At 45.7% G+C, this 19,139-nt stretch carries 15 protein-coding genes; 6 read left to right on the top strand and 9 right to left on the bottom strand.

Going from position 1 to position 19,139, the window contains the following annotated elements; genetic code table 11:
* Entirely contained in the window at positions 1-1,575 is a 1,575-nt protein-coding gene (locus ACYX4N_RS02905; RefSeq protein WP_474856592.1) for a sugar porter family MFS transporter, read from the top strand.
* On the opposite strand, the gene ACYX4N_RS02900 is transcribed toward ACYX4N_RS02905, so the two are convergent.
* The 6 genes from ACYX4N_RS02900 to ACYX4N_RS02875 form a co-directional block, all read right to left on the bottom strand.
* Positions 1,565-3,151 (bottom strand): ATP-binding cassette domain-containing protein, encoded by a 1,587-nt coding sequence (locus ACYX4N_RS02900; protein WP_474856593.1) that lies wholly within the window; start codon positions 3,149-3,151, stop codon positions 1,565-1,567. The genes ACYX4N_RS02905 and ACYX4N_RS02900 overlap by 11 nt on opposite strands.
* On the bottom strand, positions 3,144-4,925 hold the full coding sequence (locus ACYX4N_RS02895; RefSeq protein WP_476055559.1) for an ATP-binding cassette domain-containing protein: 1,782 nt from the start codon (positions 4,923-4,925) through the stop codon (positions 3,144-3,146). Before ACYX4N_RS02895 ends, ACYX4N_RS02900 begins: the two co-directional genes overlap by 8 nt.
* Positions 4,926-5,104: 179 nt before the next feature.
* Complete coding sequence (gene cydX / locus ACYX4N_RS02890; RefSeq protein ID WP_012519975.1) at positions 5,105-5,218, bottom strand: cytochrome bd-I oxidase subunit CydX; 114 nt, start codon at positions 5,216-5,218, stop codon at positions 5,105-5,107.
* Positions 5,219-5,228: 10 nt separating this feature from the next.
* Complete coding sequence (gene cydB, locus ACYX4N_RS02885; RefSeq protein WP_474856595.1) at positions 5,229-6,365, bottom strand: cytochrome d ubiquinol oxidase subunit II; 1,137 nt, start codon at positions 6,363-6,365, stop codon at positions 5,229-5,231.
* The gene (locus tag ACYX4N_RS02880) at positions 6,362-7,942 is read right to left on the bottom strand and encodes a cytochrome ubiquinol oxidase subunit I (RefSeq protein ID WP_474856596.1); all 1,581 of its coding nucleotides are present in this window, start codon (positions 7,940-7,942) and stop codon (positions 6,362-6,364) included. Before ACYX4N_RS02880 ends, cydB begins: the two co-directional genes overlap by 4 nt.
* 367 nt (positions 7,943-8,309) lie before the next feature.
* A complete protein-coding gene (locus ACYX4N_RS02875; protein WP_474856597.1) occupies positions 8,310-8,912 on the bottom strand; it encodes a Tll0287-like domain-containing protein in 603 nt (200 codons plus the stop codon).
* Positions 8,913-9,063: 151 nt separating this feature from the next.
* Between ACYX4N_RS02875 and ACYX4N_RS02870 the strand changes: the two genes are divergently transcribed.
* The 3 genes from ACYX4N_RS02870 (at position 9,064) to ACYX4N_RS02860 (ending at position 13,072) form a co-directional block, all read left to right on the top strand.
* On the top strand, positions 9,064-10,410 hold the full coding sequence (locus tag ACYX4N_RS02870; protein ID WP_474856782.1) for a sigma-54 interaction domain-containing protein: 1,347 nt from the start codon (positions 9,064-9,066) through the stop codon (positions 10,408-10,410).
* Positions 10,411-10,472: 62 nt separating this feature from the next.
* Positions 10,473-10,883: a hypothetical protein gene (locus ACYX4N_RS02865; protein WP_474856598.1), complete on the top strand. Its 411-nt coding sequence runs from the start codon at positions 10,473-10,475 to the stop codon at positions 10,881-10,883.
* A 71-nt stretch (positions 10,884-10,954) separates the two neighbouring features.
* Positions 10,955-13,072 carry a TonB-dependent receptor plug domain-containing protein gene (locus tag ACYX4N_RS02860; RefSeq protein WP_476055558.1) on the top strand — a complete coding sequence of 706 codons (2,118 nt, stop codon included), beginning with the start codon at positions 10,955-10,957 and terminating at the stop codon, positions 13,070-13,072.
* A 71-nt stretch (positions 13,073-13,143) separates the two neighbouring features.
* Here the strand turns inward: ACYX4N_RS02860 and ACYX4N_RS02855 are convergent, their stop codons facing one another.
* Positions 13,144-13,914, bottom strand: a complete 771-nt coding sequence (locus ACYX4N_RS02855) for a sulfite exporter TauE/SafE family protein (protein ID WP_476055557.1) — start codon at positions 13,912-13,914, stop codon at positions 13,144-13,146.
* A 116-nt stretch (positions 13,915-14,030) separates the two neighbouring features.
* Here ACYX4N_RS02855 and ACYX4N_RS02850 point away from each other — a divergent pair, with 116 nt between their 5' ends.
* Both ACYX4N_RS02850 and ACYX4N_RS02845 read left to right on the top strand, forming a co-directional pair.
* Entirely contained in the window at positions 14,031-14,207 is a 177-nt protein-coding gene (locus ACYX4N_RS02850) for a hypothetical protein (RefSeq protein WP_476055556.1), read from the top strand.
* A gap of 335 nt (positions 14,208-14,542) precedes the next feature.
* Positions 14,543-14,965 carry a YybH family protein gene (locus ACYX4N_RS02845; RefSeq protein ID WP_014951158.1) on the top strand — a complete coding sequence of 141 codons (423 nt, stop codon included), beginning with the start codon at positions 14,543-14,545 and terminating at the stop codon, positions 14,963-14,965.
* A gap of 276 nt (positions 14,966-15,241) precedes the next feature.
* Here ACYX4N_RS02845 and ACYX4N_RS02840 read toward each other — a convergent pair whose 3' ends face one another.
* Positions 15,242-16,624, bottom strand: a complete 1,383-nt coding sequence (locus ACYX4N_RS02840) for a 5-methyltetrahydrofolate--homocysteine methyltransferase (protein ID WP_476055555.1) — start codon at positions 16,622-16,624, stop codon at positions 15,242-15,244.
* Between the two features lie 39 nt (positions 16,625-16,663).
* A complete protein-coding gene (locus ACYX4N_RS02835) occupies positions 16,664-19,072 on the bottom strand; it encodes a TonB-dependent receptor (RefSeq protein WP_476055554.1) in 2,409 nt (802 codons plus the stop codon).
* Positions 19,073-19,139: the final 67 nt, after the last annotated feature.

The following is a 19,139-nucleotide window of genomic DNA, read 5'->3' as shown; positions in this document are numbered from 1 at the left end:
ATGCATAAAGCCCTGACTCCCTCGCTATACTACACGCTCATTGTTTCCCTTGGTGGATTCATATTTGGTTTTGATGCCAGCGTGATAGCCGGAGCCAATGGCTTTATTGACGCCGAGTTCAACCTAAGTGATTGGCAGCAAGGTTTTGTAGTTAGCTCACCCACGTTGGGCGCACTTATTGCCATGCTCTTTGCAGGCGGCATAAGCGATGCTATCGGAAGACGAAAAGCCCTGATCCTTGTGGCTTTCTTGTATTTGCTTTCATCCATAGGCTCTGCCCTCGCCCCTAGTTTCGAACTGCTAGTACTTGCTCGGTTTATTGGCGGCATAGCATTTTGCTCACTCATCATTGCCCCACTGTATATTTCAGAGATTAGCTCACCAGAAAACCGTGGAAAAATGGTATCGGTGAATCAACTCAATATTGTGTTTGGTTTCGCTCTGTCCTATTTCACTAACTACTACTTGCTACAACTTAGCGGCAGTGGAGCAGTTTGGGTTGCCCATTGGGGTTTAGATACGCATTTATGGCGCTACATGCTTGGTCTTGAAATCATTCCAGCGGCGCTGTGGTTCGGCTTACTCTTTACCATTCCTCGCAGCCCCCGTTGGCTCGTATTAAAGGGTCGTCAGCAAGAGGCAGAGCAGGTAATAAACCGCTTATTCGACCACGCACAAGCAAAAGCGTTGGTTGAAGACATTTCGTCATCGTTGAAAGAAAAATCTTGGTCACTAGGTGAGCGCCTAGGCTTTCTAAAAACAAAAGCCATGCGTTTTCCTTTAATGGTAGGAATCATTATTGCCATTGCGCAGCAAATTACCGGCATCAACGTTATCTTTTTCTACGCCCCCACTATTTTTGAACAAAGTGGTGTGGGTACCAACGCCGCCTTTATGCAGGCAGTATGGATTGGTGTAGTGAATGTCGCCTTTACTGTTGTGGCAATGATGACTATTGATAAGTGGGGTAGAAAGCCACTACTCATTGTGGGTTTGACCGGTGTTGTAATCAGCATGGCTATCTGTACCTATGGTTTCAAACAAGCCACTTACCAAGTTCAACAAACTGCCGTTAGCACTATTCAACAAGACGCCCCCATCGCAGCAAGCAAATTAGAACCTCTAACCAACCAAGTCTATTATTCGGACGTGGAGTTTAAACGGGCGCTTAAAACTGTTTTATCAAGTGAAGAGTTTGATACTTACCAACAGCCATTGCTTACCAGCAGTATCACAATGAACGCGCCCTTAGTGCTATTTGGCATTATCGCGTTTGTAGCCTCTTTCGCTATGTCTTTGGGCCCTGTAATGTGGGCGATGTTAGCCGAAATTTTTCCTAATCAAACTCGTGGTTTGGCTATCTCTTTGGTGGGCGTGATTAACTCCTTAACCAGCTTTCTAGTTCAAATTATCTTTCCATGGGAGCTAGCTAACCTAGGCGCGGCCACCACATTTGCTATTTATGGCTGTTTTGCATTAATCAGCCTCATTTTAGTTGCTAAGCTCTTTCCGGAAACTAAGGGTAGAAGCTTAGAAGACATTACAAGAAACTTTGAACATAAGGCTATGAAATAGCGCACTGTGTTTGCAGTGAAGTTTTAATGTCGGCTTCGCCTAGTTGAAGGTGCGTTTTTACGTTTAGCGCGTCGGGTGTTGTGTGGGATGCAACTAAAATCAATGTGGTAGCAGAAAGACTATTTAGTACCTCACTCACCTTTTGTTGTGTGTAAGAATCTAACCCCTCAAAAGGCTCATCTACAGCAAGAACAGGTGGCTTTGCTAGTATTGCGCGAGCTAATGCCAAACGCTTTCGCTCACCACCAGATAAAGACCTTCCAGCTTTTCCTACCCAATTCGTCAAGGGCAGAATCTCTTCCAGGCCAAGTGCAGACAACAATTCACTCATTTCATTTTGAGAAATATCGTTGCCCGCTGGGTCTAGGTTTAAGGATATACTGCCTGATAACACAATAGGTTCCTGCTCTACATAACGCCAGTTTGTTACCATGCCCTCAGGCATGCCTATGCCGTCAATTTCGCGCAGCCCCGTAGCTGGCAGCAAACCAATAATTGACTGCAACAATGAAGACTTACCGCATCCCGACGGCCCAGAAATACAAACAACACCATTCGCAGGTAGTGAAATATTAACCAAACTTGCATGTCGACCTTTAGCAGAAAACTGAATTAAATTAAGTGAGTGTTTTATTTCTCTATCACGATACTGCCTAATTGGCGTGGCTTTAAGTTGCTTAAGAGCATTGACGCTTTGTTTGTACTGCGCAAATTTACTTACACTTAAAAAGCCTGTACTTGCCCAGTCAGGCGCTGCCAATAGAACCATAGGTATGACTATAGCGATAGGCGCGAATACAAGGGCCGACGCCACGGGTGAAACACCCGACATGACTAAAACAACAAATAAAAACGCTAATCCCTGAAACCACCATGCTGTTCGTTGTGCCTTAGCTTTTTGCGCCAGCTGATAGCGCCATACCTGACTAGCACTCGGTATTTTAGTGTTGTCAGGGTTAGGTAAGGCAAGGTCATTTTCAATCATCGATTTGTCCAGATGCCAAATGGCACTGCAGTTGAAAAAATCTGAAGATTGCTGACGAAATAGTTTGTTTGCTTTATTGGCCTCTTTCGCAAGCGTTAGTGCGGTTACGCCTTGCACGGCCACAAAAGCTAGCCAAGCAACAAATAGCGACAGAATATAAAAAGCGCCGGGGAGGTCGAGGTACACCGCAGCAACGCACAAACCTGAGAAGATGAATACAACGCTTGATAGAGGGGCAACCCATGCAATCCATTTGCTCGCAAGCTCTTCAGTATGTTGTGCTAGTGCTTCTGTGGTATAGGCCTTATCAGTAATCTGACTGTTTTCTAGCTGACAAAAAACGCGCAGCCGTGCTTTTGCAATGCGAGCTAGGAGGTCATTGTGTCCAAACCACATACTGGCATAACCTGACGCAATACGAAGAAGCGCCAAAGCGCGAATGACCACAGCAGGTATTACATAGTTAAACCCCACTGGCGCTATTGCACTAATCGCAATAAACCAAGCAGAAATAACAAGAATACTAATCCCCGCTATGCCGTGCAAAAGAGCCAGTAGTAACGTCAGATAAGCGGGTTTTCCATTATTCAAAACCAAAACTCCTTTTCTGATCATTTGAATTTTTATTCACAGCACTGGTTACTACTTTCACTACACTTGTTACATCACAATCGTGGTTGCCGTGTTCTATACCAGTGTCGCTGTGATCATTATTCGCTTCAGTATTTGCTTGGTTGAGTGACGTTTTTTTCTCAACCGACCAAAACTGATTAAACCAATTACTTGGCAATGCTTTGTGAGAGGCCCATATCAAGGTTTTGCTCTCGCCCAAACGCTTAATCAACTGAGCTAGCCTATGGTGTTGCTCATCGGGTAAATGTGCGGTTGGTTCATCGAGAAGCCAGATACTTTCATCACGTAATAACGCTCTTGCCAGTGACAAACGCTGTGCTTCACCGCCTGAAAGTTGAGGGTAGTCTGTCATCACAGTATCAAGCCCATAGGGCAACAGTGTTAGCCAAGCTTCAAGTTCAACGTCTTGCAATGCGGTCATTAAGATGTCATCGGAGTAAGTATCGTTAAGACATAGGTTCTCCCGCACTGAACCTGGCGTGATGACGGGGTGCTGAGTGATCCACACTACTGGCTGTTCGAATTTGTGGGTCGCTGGCCTTTGGCCGCTAAGCGCTTCTAACAATAAGGTTTTCCCCGCTCCAGATTTCCCACTAAGGAGCACCTTATCGCCTTGTGAGATTATCAAGGAGTTAGCTTTTAGTAAGGCAGGTTGTACGTGCCCTTCTTTAAGTGAAGCAGGCTCGCGCAAGTCGAACACGTTGAAGTTAGAAGCATCTAGTAACCGTGACATTTCCTCAGGATTATCAGCGCATTGAGCATAAGATTGTAGTGAAATCGTATCAGGCACGTGTGAGTACAATGGAGCCAGTTCTTCTTGCGCTGCTTCAGCCTGAGCTTTTTGATGATACACCTGCCCCAGTTTTTTCATTTCACTCAGTAACAAGGGTACGGTAAGTAAAATCCATAAGCCTTGCTGCAAGGTTATAGCCGGGCCAATTTCAAGCTCACCTAATAGCGAAAACCCAATAAACACCGCCACTACCGCCACAGCAAGCGTGGCAAAAAAATCGAGCACACTATTAGATAAAAATGCGACACTGACGACTTTCATTGTGCGTGTATTTAACTGTTCGCTTGCTTCTTTTAGCAGGCCGGTTTGTCTTTGATGCGCTTGAAAATTTGCTAGCATCGGCAATGCCGCTAAACGGTCTGTAAATAAGCTTCCCAACCTTTCAAGAGCGACAAAGTGTTTACGATGCAGTGCAGCTGCGCCCTTACCAACAATAATCATGAAAAGCGGCACAACAGGAAGTGTGATTAGTAAACCAAGACCAATAACCGGATTGACATAAAAAATTACTGTTAATGCTAATAAAGGCACTACAACGGCTATTGTTTGCTGAACACGATATTCCAATGCCCAATCTGTAAAAGCTTGTAGATTCTGTAACCATAGCGTTTGCCAGTAATAAACTGAGTGCTGTCGAACTAAGGCATGTTGGCGAGAAACAAACACCTTACTTAACTTCTGCTCCAGCTTGTGTAGCACCGAGTCTTTCGCTTGGCACGACAAGCGATTCGCTACGCCTTGAAGCACCCAGGTTATTCCCAAGCAAATAGATAAGCCCGCTAGATCACTTTGTAAGGCGGGTGTTTTATTCACCACCCAGTCTTGGGCAATATTAGAAAAGTAATAAAAACCAATAATTAAAGAAAAAAGCGACAAACACTTAACCGCTACCTGTGACATAAGAGAACGACGCAAGCCAAGCGAGTGCGCGCTATCCATTTCCTTACACCACTGAGTAAGTGTTTGCCTGTTGGGAACCTTTTCTTTAATCACTGTTCGTATCTATCTTTCTCGTTATTTGATTTCTTTTTCACCCTCTTCGAAGGGGTGGTGGGCTGGCCGCAAAGCCCCCTTTGACGGGTTCACGGCGTGTTCTTGCGGCCAGCCTACTTCCATTTCTACTCTTGATCTTCCGGTCTATCCATATTTTCTGTAGCTTCTAACCACATGGCGTTGATAATGCCGAAAGAGCACGCCAGTAAAACACCTAATATCCAAGCGAAATACCACATAAATATCTCCTTAATAGATAGTGTGAGGTTGGTCGAGGTCATCATTTTTGATGCGACCACGCATCACGTAAAAACTGTAGGCTGTGTAACTTAAGATAATAGGAACAAAGATACAGGCCACAATAAACATAACGTTGAGCGTTAGGTGACTAGACGTTGCGTCCCATACAGTCAGGCTCGCTTCTGGCATGGTGATGCTCGGCATTAGGAACGGGAACATTGAAAAGCCAGCAGTGAGAATTACGCCAGTAATAAACAGTGCACTTGATACAAACGCCATACCCGGGTTGCCTTTCTTAGAGAAGAACGCGCAGGCAAGACCAGCTACTACACCTAATACAGGGGCTACCACCATGAAAGGATATTTGCTGTAATTGCTCATCCAGCCGCCCGCTTCAATAGCTACCTCTTTCTTAAGCGGGTTCGATGTAGCGATAGTGTCTACCGCAGAGGTAATCACAAAGCCATCTAAACCAAAGGCCACCCAAACACCTGCAATAACAAACAAGGCTACGCCTACCAGGCTCAATACCACTGACACGGCGCGAGCTCTAACTTCAATAAAACCATCGGTTTTCATTTGTAACCAGGTTGCACCGTGGTTAAGTAAAATCGCTACTGACAATAAGCCACTTACTAAGGCAAAAGGCGTTAGCAGACCAAAGAACGAACCTGTATAGGTTGATTTAAGGGTACTATCTAGCTCGAAAGGTACGCCTAATAATAAATTACCGAACGCTACACCAAAGATAAGCGCTGGAATAATACCGCCCGCGAACAAGGCCCAGTCCCAAGCTTTGCGCCACTGTGGGTTAGGCAATTTACTGCGATAATCAAACCCAATTGGACGCATCCATAGAGCAATTAGCGTTAACGCTAAAGCAAGGTAAAAGCCGGAAAATGCCGTAGCATAAATCATTGGCCACGCCGCAAAGATTGCACCACCAGCGGTAATGAACCACACCTGATTACCGTCCCAATGTGGTCCAATAGTGTTTATCATTACACGACGTTCTTTGTCATTTTTCCCGATAAGGGTAAGCAAAGCGCCCACCCCTAAGTCAAAGCCGTCAGTTACGGCGAAACCAATGAGCAGCACGCCAACTAGGCCCCACCAGATAACTCTTAATAGTTCGTAATCAATCATGCTTTTGCTCCTTGGTCGTCAAGGTCGATTAAATCAAGCTCACTTTCATGCTGCTTATCCTCAGGTGGGACTGGACCTTTTCTCGCGAATTTCTTCATTAGGTAAAAGCCAATGATGAACATTGCTGTGTAGAAGACGGTATAGGCAACAATAGTGGTTACCACGTCGCTAATCGCCAAGTTAGACACAGAAGTATGCACTGGCAGCACTTCTGCGATAGACCAAGGCTGACGACCATATTCCGCAACGAACCAGCCTGCTTCACACGCCACCCAAGGAAGTGGTAAACCATAAAGAGCGCCTCTTAGTAGCCAGCGAGGCTTGGTGATTTTATGTTTTGTGCTGTAATAAAATGCGCATAAGAACAGGGCAAGCATAATAAAGCCTGCAGCAACCATGATACGGAAGCTCCAAAATAGCGGCGCTACCGGAGGAATACTGTAGTCAACGGCTTGCTGAATGGCAGTTTCTGAAGGGTTAGAAACATTATCGGTATAAGGTTCTAACAACATGGCGTACCCAAGACTGTCTTTGTTCGCTTCAAAAGCAGCGCGCTGCTCTGCTGTAGCGGTGCCGTTTCTTACTTCATCAAGCACTTCGTATGCTTTGATGCCGTTTAAGATACGCTCTCGGTTTTCTTCTTTTAAATCTTTTATACCTTTTACTTCTTCAGTTAATGAACGTGTAGCAATAATGCCCATTGCCCATGGAATCTGAAGTGCGTACTCGGTTTCTTCTTTTTCATCGTTCGGTATACCGAAAACGGTGAATGGTGCAGGTGCTGGGTGGGTTTCGTACTCAGCTTCTACGGCAGCCAACTTCACTTTTTGTACGTCACCAAGCTCGTAGCCACTTTCATCACCCAGCACAATAACTGATAATGTGGCCGCTAAACCAAAGCTTGCAGCTATAGCGAATGAACGACGCGCAAAAGCGATGTGTTTATGATTAAGCAGGTAATAGCTTGAAATGGCTAATACGAACATAGCGCCAGTCACGTAACCTGCAGATACCGTGTGAACGAACTTAACTTGTGCAACCGGGTTGAAAACAACCTCAGCGAAGCTGGTCATTTCCATACGCATGGCTTCAAAGTTAAATTCAGCGCCTACTGGATACTGCATCCAACCATTAGCGATTAAGATCCATAATGCTGAGAAGTTTGAGCCAATGGCGACCAGCCAGGTTGCCATAAGGTGTTTAACCTTAGACATTTTGTCCCAGCCAAAGAAGAACAAACCTACGAATGTAGATTCTAAGAAGAACGCCATCAGTCCTTCAATAGCCAGTGGTGCTCCAAAAATATCGCCCACATAGTGAGAATAGTATGACCAGTTCATGCCGAACTGGAACTCCATGGTTAAGCCTGTGGCTACCCCAATGGCAAAGTTAATTCCAAACAGCTTTCCCCAAAACTGGGTCATTTGCTTGTATATCTCTTTACCTGTCATTACGTAAACGGATTCCATAATGGCAAGTAAAAAGCTAAGCCCTAACGTTAAGGGTACAAAAATAAAGTGGAACATCGCAGTTAATGCAAATTGCCACCGCGATAGTTCTATTAACGTATCGCTCATGGGTTATCTCCCTTGTCTCTTTTGCGCGATAAGCGCTTGACCTTAAATAAATTTATTGGTTATTCAGTGGTTATCACGTGAACATTCATCACAGCTAGAGCATGGTTTGTGCCATACATCACTTTTCTCGTTAATCTGTACTAACAACTGATAAATGACAGTCTATTCGTACTGTGCAGGACAATTATTCCATGGCGAAAAGTTGCGCACTTTGATCCATCGCAAGGATTCAATACGATCACCGAGCCAATTTTGTCACTTTTAATGACAAAATTGGCACACGTAAAAAGAGGAGAGGGGCGTCGTAGCCTTGTTTAATAGGTTGAGAAGAGAGCTTTTGCTTCAGCTAATACAAAATTAACTTAAATTACTGCGGCAAATAGGTCAGCGTGAACGCGCCGCGCAATTCACCAAGCTCAAACCCAGTGGCCTCATCGTTAGGGTAATGTTTTAAAATGGTGTCCTTTACTGAAGGTGCAACTTGGGCGCCGTGGCACGCCATGCAAACTTGACCTTGTTGAATAGCCATCATGTACCGGAACTCGCCACTATCGCTGTCATACTTGTAGGTATCCATAGGCATAGACGGCTGTTTACCCTCTAGCTTAGCCTTTTCCAATAGAGAGGTGAAAAGGGCTAGCTGCTCGCGCTCCCACTCGTCTGGCGCGTTATTCGGGTTTCTCACTTTTAGCGCAGTACGCCCTACTTCCCACCCATTTTGGCTAAGCCCCTCGGCGATAGGCTCGGCGGCCAACTGACACTCTTCTACACCCGCTTCTAAACCACCAGACTGAATTGCCTGTTTTAGCCTAGATTTAAGCGCTCCACCAAGTGCTTTAGCGTGAACTCTTGCCTGCTTCACTTTTGTTTGTACTTCGCTGTCAGCTAGCTCGTTGGTTTGTGCATTAGCGAAAGGGCAACCGGCGCTTACGGCTACCCCCAACGCAATTAAAAAGGTGCGTTTTTTCATTGTGTAACTCTCCTATTGACGGACGTATTTGCACTCAGGCATTGTGATTCAACTAAAACAATCAACAAGCTCTATGCCAATATGTTAAGTTGGCAAGATAAAAGTAGCATTAACTAATACGCTGACAATGAACATATCAATTGTACAAGCAATGATAGATGCAATAGACAAACCCGCTATTTTCATCAATCAAAACTATATTATTGAGGCGGTCAATGCGCCTTACAGAGACACGTACCCCGTTAATATTAAGTTAGGCTATAGCACCTGCTATCAAGTATCTCATCGCAACAACAAACCCTGTGACCAATGCGGCGAGCAGTGCCCTATGCAAGAAAGTAAAAAGTCGGGCCGAGCAGCTAGTGTGGTGCATATCCATACCACCAGCGAGGGCCAACGCTACTGTGACATTCTGATGCGACCTATCTTCGACGGTCACGGGGATTTAATAGGTTATCTGGAAATTCTAGATAAGCTTGCCTTTGCGTCTAACCGCCCCTCTGCTGGAAAAATGATTGGCGAGTCAGAAGCATTCAAAACGATGCTGAATAAAATTAACCGCGCTGCAAACTCAGATATATCTGTTTTACTGTTTGGTGAAACCGGAACCGGGAAAGAACTGGTGTCTCAGGCTCTACACTCAAGTAGCCATCGGGCTGAAAAACCTTTTGTTGTAATTGAATGCACTGGGTTGTCTGATGCGTTGCTTGAAAGCGAGTTATTCGGCTATGAAAAAGGTGCGTTCACCGGCGCGACCACCAATAAAAAAGGACTGGTAGAGGCTGCAGAGGGTGGCACTCTATTTTTCGACGAAGTAGGCGATATTCCCCTCGCCATGCAGGTTAAACTACTCCGGCTTTTTGAAACCCAGACCTATCGCCCTGTGGGAAGCGTAGTTTCGAAGAAGGCCAACTTCCGTTTGGTGTGTGCATCACATAAAAATTTAAAGCAAATGGTAGAAAAGGGGGAATTCAGGCGTGACCTTTACTATCGAATTGCTGGCTTTCCTATCAATCTTCCGTCCTTACGAGAAAGAAAGTCAGATATTGCGCTAATTGCAACGCACTTTTTGGCCCAGTCCCACGAAAAAAAGCGTTTCCATAAAAAAGCCCTCGAAAAATTAAGCAGCTACGCCTTTCCGGGCAATATTCGCGAGTTACGTAACATCGTGGAGCAAGCCATATTACTTGCCGATGAGACCGTAATATACGAGTCAGACTTACCTGACCTTGACGATGACTTTACAGGCGAAGACCTAAGCCCAGTGGCAAATAGTAATGTTAGATACGTTCGAAAAGTGGATGTTAAGGGGCTGGCAAAGCCTGCGAATGAAATTATGACCCTAGAAGAAGCCGAGCACGCTTATCTTGCTGAGGTTTATGATTCTTTCAAAGGCGATATAAACCAGCTTGCGGACCAGTTGGGCGTGAGCACACGTACCCTTTATCGAAAATTAAATAAAGCCGGTATCAAAGCTGGTATTAACGAACACAATTAATCAGTAGAAATAAACTGTCGTCACAGGCTATGATAAAAGTGCGCAATTTAAAAAGATAAAAAATGTCGATTAAACGCCTGATAGCCTTAACACTTTGCCTTTGTATGCTTTTGCAAAATGCATTAGCACTCGGCCTTGCTTCGCATACTATGCAGCATGCCCGTGGATTGGTGGGCGACGATATTGAACTTATCTGTACTGGCAAAACCATGCGCTATATATCGGTAAGCGCAACAGAGCTTGAAGGTGAGTTTGTATTCATAAGCCCAGAACTACTAAAAGCACCTGTTGAGCACGTAGATTGTACCAACGGCACGTTGGCCGACCTTCCTCAAATGGACAACGTACCTGTAGATGCATTAGTAGTGATATCCCTTGTGCGCTATCGCGCCTTGGCGTCTCGCCTTGCAGCAGCGCCCTACACATCATTTGCGTTTGCCGCCCCGCTTGGCCGCGCTCCACCAATTGCATAACAAAACCTTAAAACACACTTAACGCGCATGGTTTAACCGTGCATATAGTTCGTTTATTTAATGGAATTGTTATGAAGTATTCTTTACTGGCATTCGCTATTTCAGCTGCCTGCACATCTGCACACGTTTATGCAAACACATCGGCGTTCGTTGACAGCGCTTCAACAGAAGTGATTACAGTTATTGGCTCTTCGCTTAAGGGTAATACAGTAGAAATTGAGCGAGAAACGGTGACCGCCGCAACTAATATAGACGCTGATTTTGGCGATCAGTTAGCGCAACTGCCTGGCGTATCCGTTTCCCGAAACGGCCCGGTAACAGGTCTTATTCAATATCGAGGTTTGTTTGGCGATAGGGTTGGCGTATCCATTGACGGTGTCGATATAGCGGGTGCGGGGCCTAACTCCATGGACTCGCCATTATCCCACGTACTGCCAGAGCCAGGTCTTACTGCTACTTTGTATCGCGGTATTGTACCTGTGAGTGCTGGGGTGCAAACGCTAGGTGGAAAGCTGCGAATTAACGCCGATGCGGCATCTCTTTTTGCTTTAGGTAGCGGTATTACTGGCAGTGTAAATGCAAGTTTAATTGGCCCGGGTAGCGGACAACAATACCAAGGCAATGTGCTTTACAAAACGGACCAAGCTTTCATTAGCGGCGCCTTCATGCATCAGCAGCGTGACGAGCGAGAATCGGGCGATAACGCCGTTATACCTAATAGCTACTACCAAAGAAATGGCGGCAAATTTAGGCTTGGCTATGAATGGGGAAAGCACCAATTCGATGCTAGCTATCAACAGCTAAATACGAATGAGAGCGGCACACCAGCGCTCGCCATGGATATAGGTTTTATTGATGCAGCATGGTACCGACTAGGTTATCGCTACAACGCCGGCGAAGCAGAGTACTTTGCTATAAATTGGTTTGGCAACAGTAACCAACATGCCATGGATAACTTTTCCCAGCGCATGGTAATGTCAGCTGATATGGCTAGAGAGAATAATGCAGACGCTATCGCTCAGGGTTTGGATGCCAAGTATGTTATGCCGTTGGATAACGGCGAGCTTGAATTGGGCGCTTATCTACACCACAGCCGCAATAACTCTGTTATTACTAACCCTAATAACGGTATGTTCTTTGTAGATAACTTTACTAATGTACAAAGAGATACCGCGAGTATTTATGCCCAATGGACAATAAACAAAGAAGATTATTCGTCTACGCTTGGTGCGCGATACACCCGCGTTAATATGGAAGCCGGAGAAGCGGGTTCTAACATGGTGATGATGAACCCAGCAGTTGCTACGTTAGTCAGTAATTTTAACGCCGCGGAGCGTGACGAAAACTACAACATGTTAGACATAGCCGCTACCACCCGATACCATGCAAGCGACTCGCTTGATATCGTGCTCGGTATATCTCAGAAAAATCGCGCTCCTACCTATTTCGAACGTTATACCTGGCTGCCACTTGGCATCTCAGGCGGCATGGCTGACGGCTTTAACTACATAGGCAACCTCGAGTTAGACAATGAAACTGCGCGTAAATTAGATGTGGGTGTTGATTACACCTATAAAAATTGGACTATCTCTCCACGCCTTTTCTATCAAGACATAGAAGACTACATTACCGGCTCACCTAGTACGAATATGGCGGCGAACATGGTATCTACCATGATGGCTGGTACAGCGCCATTTCAGTGGACGAATACCGACGCTGTTATCAAAGGTGTGGATATGACGGTGCAAGGCGAGCTTAGTGAAAACCTAAGCTTGCGAGCAGTAGCAACCATTCAGCATGGTAACCGTGATGACATTGATGACGCTTTGTTCCGCATTGCGCCAGAGCAGTTAACAACAACAGTTCAATGGAATACTCAGGTATTTGACGCGCCGCTTCAGATGCAGCTTACATCTGAATTAGCAGGTGCACAAAACCATATCTCGGCACTGCAAAGTGAAGCACCCACAGCAGGCTATGGTTTGTTTCATATCTCAGGGCTTTTAACGCTTTTTGATAATGCGCAGTCGAATCTTCAGGTTACGGCAACTATTCATAACCTGTTCGACAAACAATATGCTCCACATACAGCCGGCATCAATCGAGTAATGAATACCGATGTTGAAGTAGGAGAGCGCGTGCCTGGTACTGGAAGGGAGTGGCATCTGTCGTTGAACTATCGCTTTTAAGCAGCCAAAAAATAACGGAAAAGGCAAAAAACATGCTGAGCTTAAGTAGCTAACTTCTTAAGCTCTTTTTTCTATAACAAGCTAGCTATAGCCTGCCATAGCAGGCGAAGGGCCAAAAGCGTCACTACAATCTTAAACGCCAGCATAAACTTCTCCGCCGGCACACGCTTTAATACCTTCAAGCCGAAAAACGTGCCGAGCGCACCACTGGCAATCATAATGATGATAAGCCCTGCCCACTGCGCAAAAGAAAACCCTACAAAGGTAAACACGAAGGCTTTAAGGCCGTGCTGGAGTGTCATGCAGCTGGCAAATGTGCCGGTTATCTGCATTTTGCTATATTTATTTCGGTGTACAAATGCAGCCACCAAGGGCCCTGTGGCACCTACAAACATCGAAACCAAGGTGGTCACCAACCCCGCCAACGTTCTACCCGCGGGCCTCATTTCTTGTGCTTTGGGTTTACTCCCCCACACTAAAAATAAAATGAATGCGGCAACTGCAAACTGAATGATAACGAGCGGCAGCTGAACCACAATAAACGACGCTAAGAAAGCGCCAACAACTGCACCTAAAGAAAAATATTTCAGCATATTCCAGTCGATATGCTTTGCCGTCATCAGTGCACGATTTCCGTTGGAACCAAGCTGCACTAACCCGTGAACGGGGATCAGCGCACTAACCGGCATAGTACCTGCCATTACAGCAAGCAATAACACCCCGCCACCAATACCTAATGTTGCAGTCATCATAGACGTAAAGAATGATGTGACAACAAGCACTACTGACGTTGACATCGACAATGTATCGTTGGCCGTTAACCAGCTAAAAATTAACTCCAAGAGTCAAACTCCACCTTAATTTATGACACTGTTTGCGTGGCGTTAGTGATCACAACACCATACAACACCGTTTAAATATCATACAAAGTTACTCGTGTCGCGTTAGGTTATTTAGCATGCCTTCTATTAGTTATTTAAACAAAGCACTTCAAATAATATGCGACAAGCACAGCACAAAAGGCGCCAAGCTTGTTGCCAGGCAAATTCTCCATAACAGTGGCTTTACTGATGAAGATATCTATAACTGTTTAAAGCTGGGCTCGATTATTCGCATTACTATATTTGAAGCCTAGAGCAGCATTACACCTTTCATCTTATACTTTACACTTACCGCTTGCCCACCCGCTGGCATGAGTCTACTTTGTTCACATAAAAAACACGTTGACTTTCTCTTTGGTGCACAGGATACTCAGGTCATTAAATACTCACTAGCAGCACACTGTTTTTAAACACTATGCCTAAAAACACGAATACACATACTGCTTACTCAGCATCTGCGCTGATTATTATTCTCGCTATTCTAAGGAATGGGCGGGTTAGCTAGTGCGTAAATAGAATTCACTAAACCCGCCGCAAAGGCGGGTTTTTTATTGGCTCGTCTTGCGGTAAAAAGAACGGAACGACAGCCATGAACAATCCAATATCTCACGTGTTACAACAGTTGCATGACGCAGTAAACCGCGGCGATCAAGACGCCTTATCCCAATGTTATGCTAGCGATGCAACAGTGGTCGCGACCCCTATGTCCAGCTCAACGCAAAACCAAGCCGCTGAAGAACATGCCACACAGCGCGATTGCGTTGATGCCCTGCTTAAATTTCAAAAGAAATTCATGCCCGATCATTTTGTTACCACCGGAGACGAACGGGTTATACAAGCCGGTGACGTAGCGCTAGTCGTGGCTAAGCTTTATCTTGTTCCCAAAGCCACACCCAACGCCCTACCCTGCGAGGGCAAGCGCGCCGTCTACGTTTTACAAAGGGATGCGAGTGGTGAATGGCGCTGTGTCATCGATAACTTCTTCGGTACTGATTTGTTAGATTTTGCGTAATTTGTACCGAACCACATATTCAAATATCAGAGATGCCATAGAAGGAAGTTTTGAATAGTCGCTCAGCTATGTAAGGTGGCGTACTCAGCGAGATAAGGTGAAGAATGCCGTAAGGGCTGTAGTAGGCTGAGCCAGTAAAGGTAAAGCGAGTATGAGTAAAATTAAGGGCGTGAGCTAAGTAGAGGCATCATTTTATTAGGGGCATAAGGCTATGCCCCTATCTTCATCTAACAAGGTTTGGGTGCTTGTTAGCCTTTTACAAAACACTACGCCTGATTAGTGGTCGTGTTCTTCAGCAATACCTAACCAAACCGCACCTGAAGGCTCAAAGTCTAGTTCAAGCAAGGTTTCCGTGGTCTCGCTTTCCAAATCAACAGCAAGGATAGCTTGCGCAACAGGGTCAACAACAAACAAGGCTTCTTCATGTTGTGATGCTGCCATGCGAAATGACTGGTCATCCGTTAGGTTTGCCGCGCTGGCACTGGCCACATCAATTTTGTGCGCGAATTCCCAGTGAGTGTCACCATCTTCTTCATGCGCTTCTAGCAGTGTTACAAAACCTTTGTCATCTAAAATAGCAAAGAATTCGCCGCCCATTGAGAAACCGTATGACACAGCATGAGCATCAGTCTCTGGCTGCCAATCAATTACGCTCATTGTACTGGTTACGGGCGACACGTTAGCTAAAACAGCACTACCACCGCCGTGCTGTGAAGCAATACCGATAAAGGCTTCTGCGTGTTCGTGTCCATACATTGTGCCAATGCGCAGGTCGCCAAGACCACCAATATTGTCAATAAACGTGCTGGTAAATACTTCATCAGCTTCGTTTAGTATTAATACACCGTCGCTACAGCCAAATGCCACAGCGATTTCGTTTTGAGCTGCGCCATGTAAATCAGCACACTCGCCATCAAAGCGTTGCTCTTCTTCGTACTCGCCATCATGCCAATGATATACCGCAACACTGTCTGGCAAGATTGGGTTAGCAGAACGAGACTCTGCATCGTCACGACGTACGGTACTAATCAGCATGTCACCACGAGGTTCTGCGACACCGTGCATGTTTACGGTAAATTCCAAAGTAGGAACGTCTGTAATTTCACTGGCAATTTGCGTGTCAGTTATCACCTTTACCGCTGCAGGCATACTGGTATCGGCGTCACCATCGTAAAACACTGCAAGCTGACCGTCATGTGTGACTACGTGAGTCGGCTGGCTGCCTTCTAGTGTAAAATCAGACAAGCTTGGGGCTGCTTCATAGTCATGAAGGTGTTCTACGTGGTCTTCACGCCATAATCCACCATCAAGAAACTCAGTTAACCCGTTTGCTCGGCTGTTAATTACGGCAAAGCGGTAGTCTGCTGAGGCGCTTACACTACTACCATCATGGGTGGTAGAGAAGGTATCAAGTACTGAATCATCATCTAAATCAAACACAGTGAGCGTATTTGAAGCAGCATCGGCAACTACTAATCTGCCTTCACTTTCTATTTCATAGTCTGAGTCGTGGTCGTCATCGTGATCATGGTCGTCGTGGTCGTGATCGTCTTCTGGTACCTCAATAGGGTCCAGCTCTACAATATTGGTTTCTGCATCACCACAGCCTGCAATCAAAAGCGCACTGGCTAAAGCGCTTAGCGTAAGTTTAGTTTTCATGTGTGTATCCCTATCAATAATTCTTTTTTTAAGCTGATTTTAAAAATAACCACGTACGCCGAAGGCAAAGTTTCTGCCTGGACGCGGTGCAATATCTTTCAAAAATGAAGTGTGAACACGCGCTTCTTCGTCTGTGAGGTTTTCACCGCTCAGGTAAACAGATAAGTCGACGTCACCCATTGGAATGTCATAGGTGATTGATGCATCAACAAGGGTGTAATCGTCAGTTTCAGTCTCGAAGGTTGAGATGTCGTCTTGTTTTGCAAAATGGGTAATGTCTAAGTCGGTGCGGATGTTATCAAGTGTGTAAGCAACATGTGTCCCCACGCGCATAGGCGACGTACGCGGCAGTGCGCCACCATCTTTAAGTCGGGCTTTAACGTAATCGGCGAAGAAATCAAGCTTTAGGTTATCAGTGGTTTGCCACGCAACTTGTAGCTCAAAACCATGAAGAATGGCATCAGCTGAACCAAAAAGGTAGACAGGTAATTCATCGCTGTGTTCGTCTTCGCTGTGCTCTTCATCACTGTGCTCTTCTTCACCATGATCGTGGTCATGACCACTTTCAGCGAATAAGCCAGTTTCTTCTTGGAAATAATAGTTATCTACTTGGTTATAAAAAGCATTAAATACAAAGCCAACATCGCCCTGTGTTTTTCTGAACGTTAGGTCGATATTGTTGGCTGTTTCAAGATCGATAGGCGTTTGAGAAAGCACAAACTCCCCTTCCTCTGACAAATCAAACAAGGCGCCTATTTCATAGGTACGGGTGCCAATATGCGGGCCAAAAGAAAGGAGCTCAGAGGCTGAAGGCGCCCGCTCTGAACGGGAAAGTGAAACGCCTACGTTATAGCTATCATTGATGGTGTAAACCACACCTGCCGACAGTGAAATAGGCGTAAACTCTTGGTCTACCTCGAACTGGCGAACAAACTCACTGCCTTCGTGTTCGTCATGATCGTGATCATGCTCGTCTTCTTCGTGCTCTTCATCATGGTCGTGAGCATCTAGCTCTGGTAGCAGCACACTCGAAGCGTCCAGTGTTACTCTTTCTGCACGGGCCCCTAACTGAACTAAGAAGTCACCAAAATGGCGCTCTTCCATCAAAGCTATAGCGAACATCTCCATTTCCGAAGGAGGTGTGAAGGCTTCTTCACCTTGCGCCGAAACGTCCGCGCCTTTGTAGTGAAGACTTACACCGCCACGCCAGCCGGCCATGGGTTTATGCAATAACTCTACGCGAAGTTCTTCGGTTTCATTGCTGAACGTAGTACCGACTAAACCACTTTCTACTTCAGCGTGTTCGTAATCGGTATAGCCCGTTCTAAAGTGAACACTTTGCAAAAAGTCATTAGTAAAATTGTATTCGCCGAGAAGTTGGTACTTAGTCTGCTCGAGATCAGCAAATACTGATGAGTCATCACCATGGCTATGACCAGGCACGCCGTACTCTCGCTCGAACCTTTCTACCGCTACACCAACATAACCTTGGTCAAATAAGTAACTGGTACCTAACGTAACCCCGTGGGATTCTTCATTACTATTCTCAACTACATGCGCGCCATCCGGATCGTCAATATCAGGCGCCATTGGGGTTTCATAGTCATTTGAGTCGCGATAAAAACCGTCAGCATAGAAGGCTATGTTGTCAACGCCAGTGGTCACGTTAAACGTTCCTAGCTTCTGGTCGTTAACGCTTTGGGTTTCTAGTAAAAATTCCCCACGTGTTTCAGTGGAGGTCGGCACGCGTTGGTCAACTACGTTAACCACACCGCCTATTGCACCGCTACCAAAGAAAAGGGTCGCAGGCCCTCGTAGTACTTCAATTTGGTTAGCGGTTGAGGCTTCACTTGCTACTGCATGGTCTGGACCAACGCGAGAAACGTCACTCACATCCAAACCGTTTTGCGTGATCAGTACCCTTGGACCGCTGAGGCCTCGAATTATCGGCGTGCTTGCAACGTTGCCATGAAAATTAGATTGTACGCCAGGCAGTTTCTCTAGCGTATCGCCAAGTGTTGCCGCCTGTTGACATCGTAAGGTTTCACCTGATAACACGCTTACTGGCGTAGCCGATTCCATGACAGATAAGTGCATAGGGGTGGCATGCACATCAATCACTTCAATAGCACTTCGCGCTAGGACAAAGTTAGTGCCACCTGTAGAGTTCGATTGCACTGTTGCCTCTTTATGTAAATGAGCAAAGCCAGATGCAAAAATATGCAGTGTATACTCTCCGTCCTTTACGTCAGAGAAAATGAACTCACCCTGCTCGTTGGTGCTGGTAACCCGCTTTAGCGCCTCAATTTCAACAGTGGCATTGGCGAGAGGCTTTCCTGCTACATTGGTTACCGTGCCAGAAAGCGTTTGTGCCAGCACTAACGGAGACGCAAAAAGTGACGCAGGCGCTAAAAGCGATAAGCCTAACGCCAATCGAGACAGTTTCATTATTCTAACCTCTGATTTGTGTAATGTGATAATGTATCAACTTTATTTTTATGGTATGTTATATTGT

It is taken from the genome of Alteromonas sp. ABH4_452 (assembly GCF_056311825.1).
The sequence above is the reverse complement of the archived record's forward strand: the minus strand, read 5'-3'. Positions and strand labels throughout refer to the sequence as shown.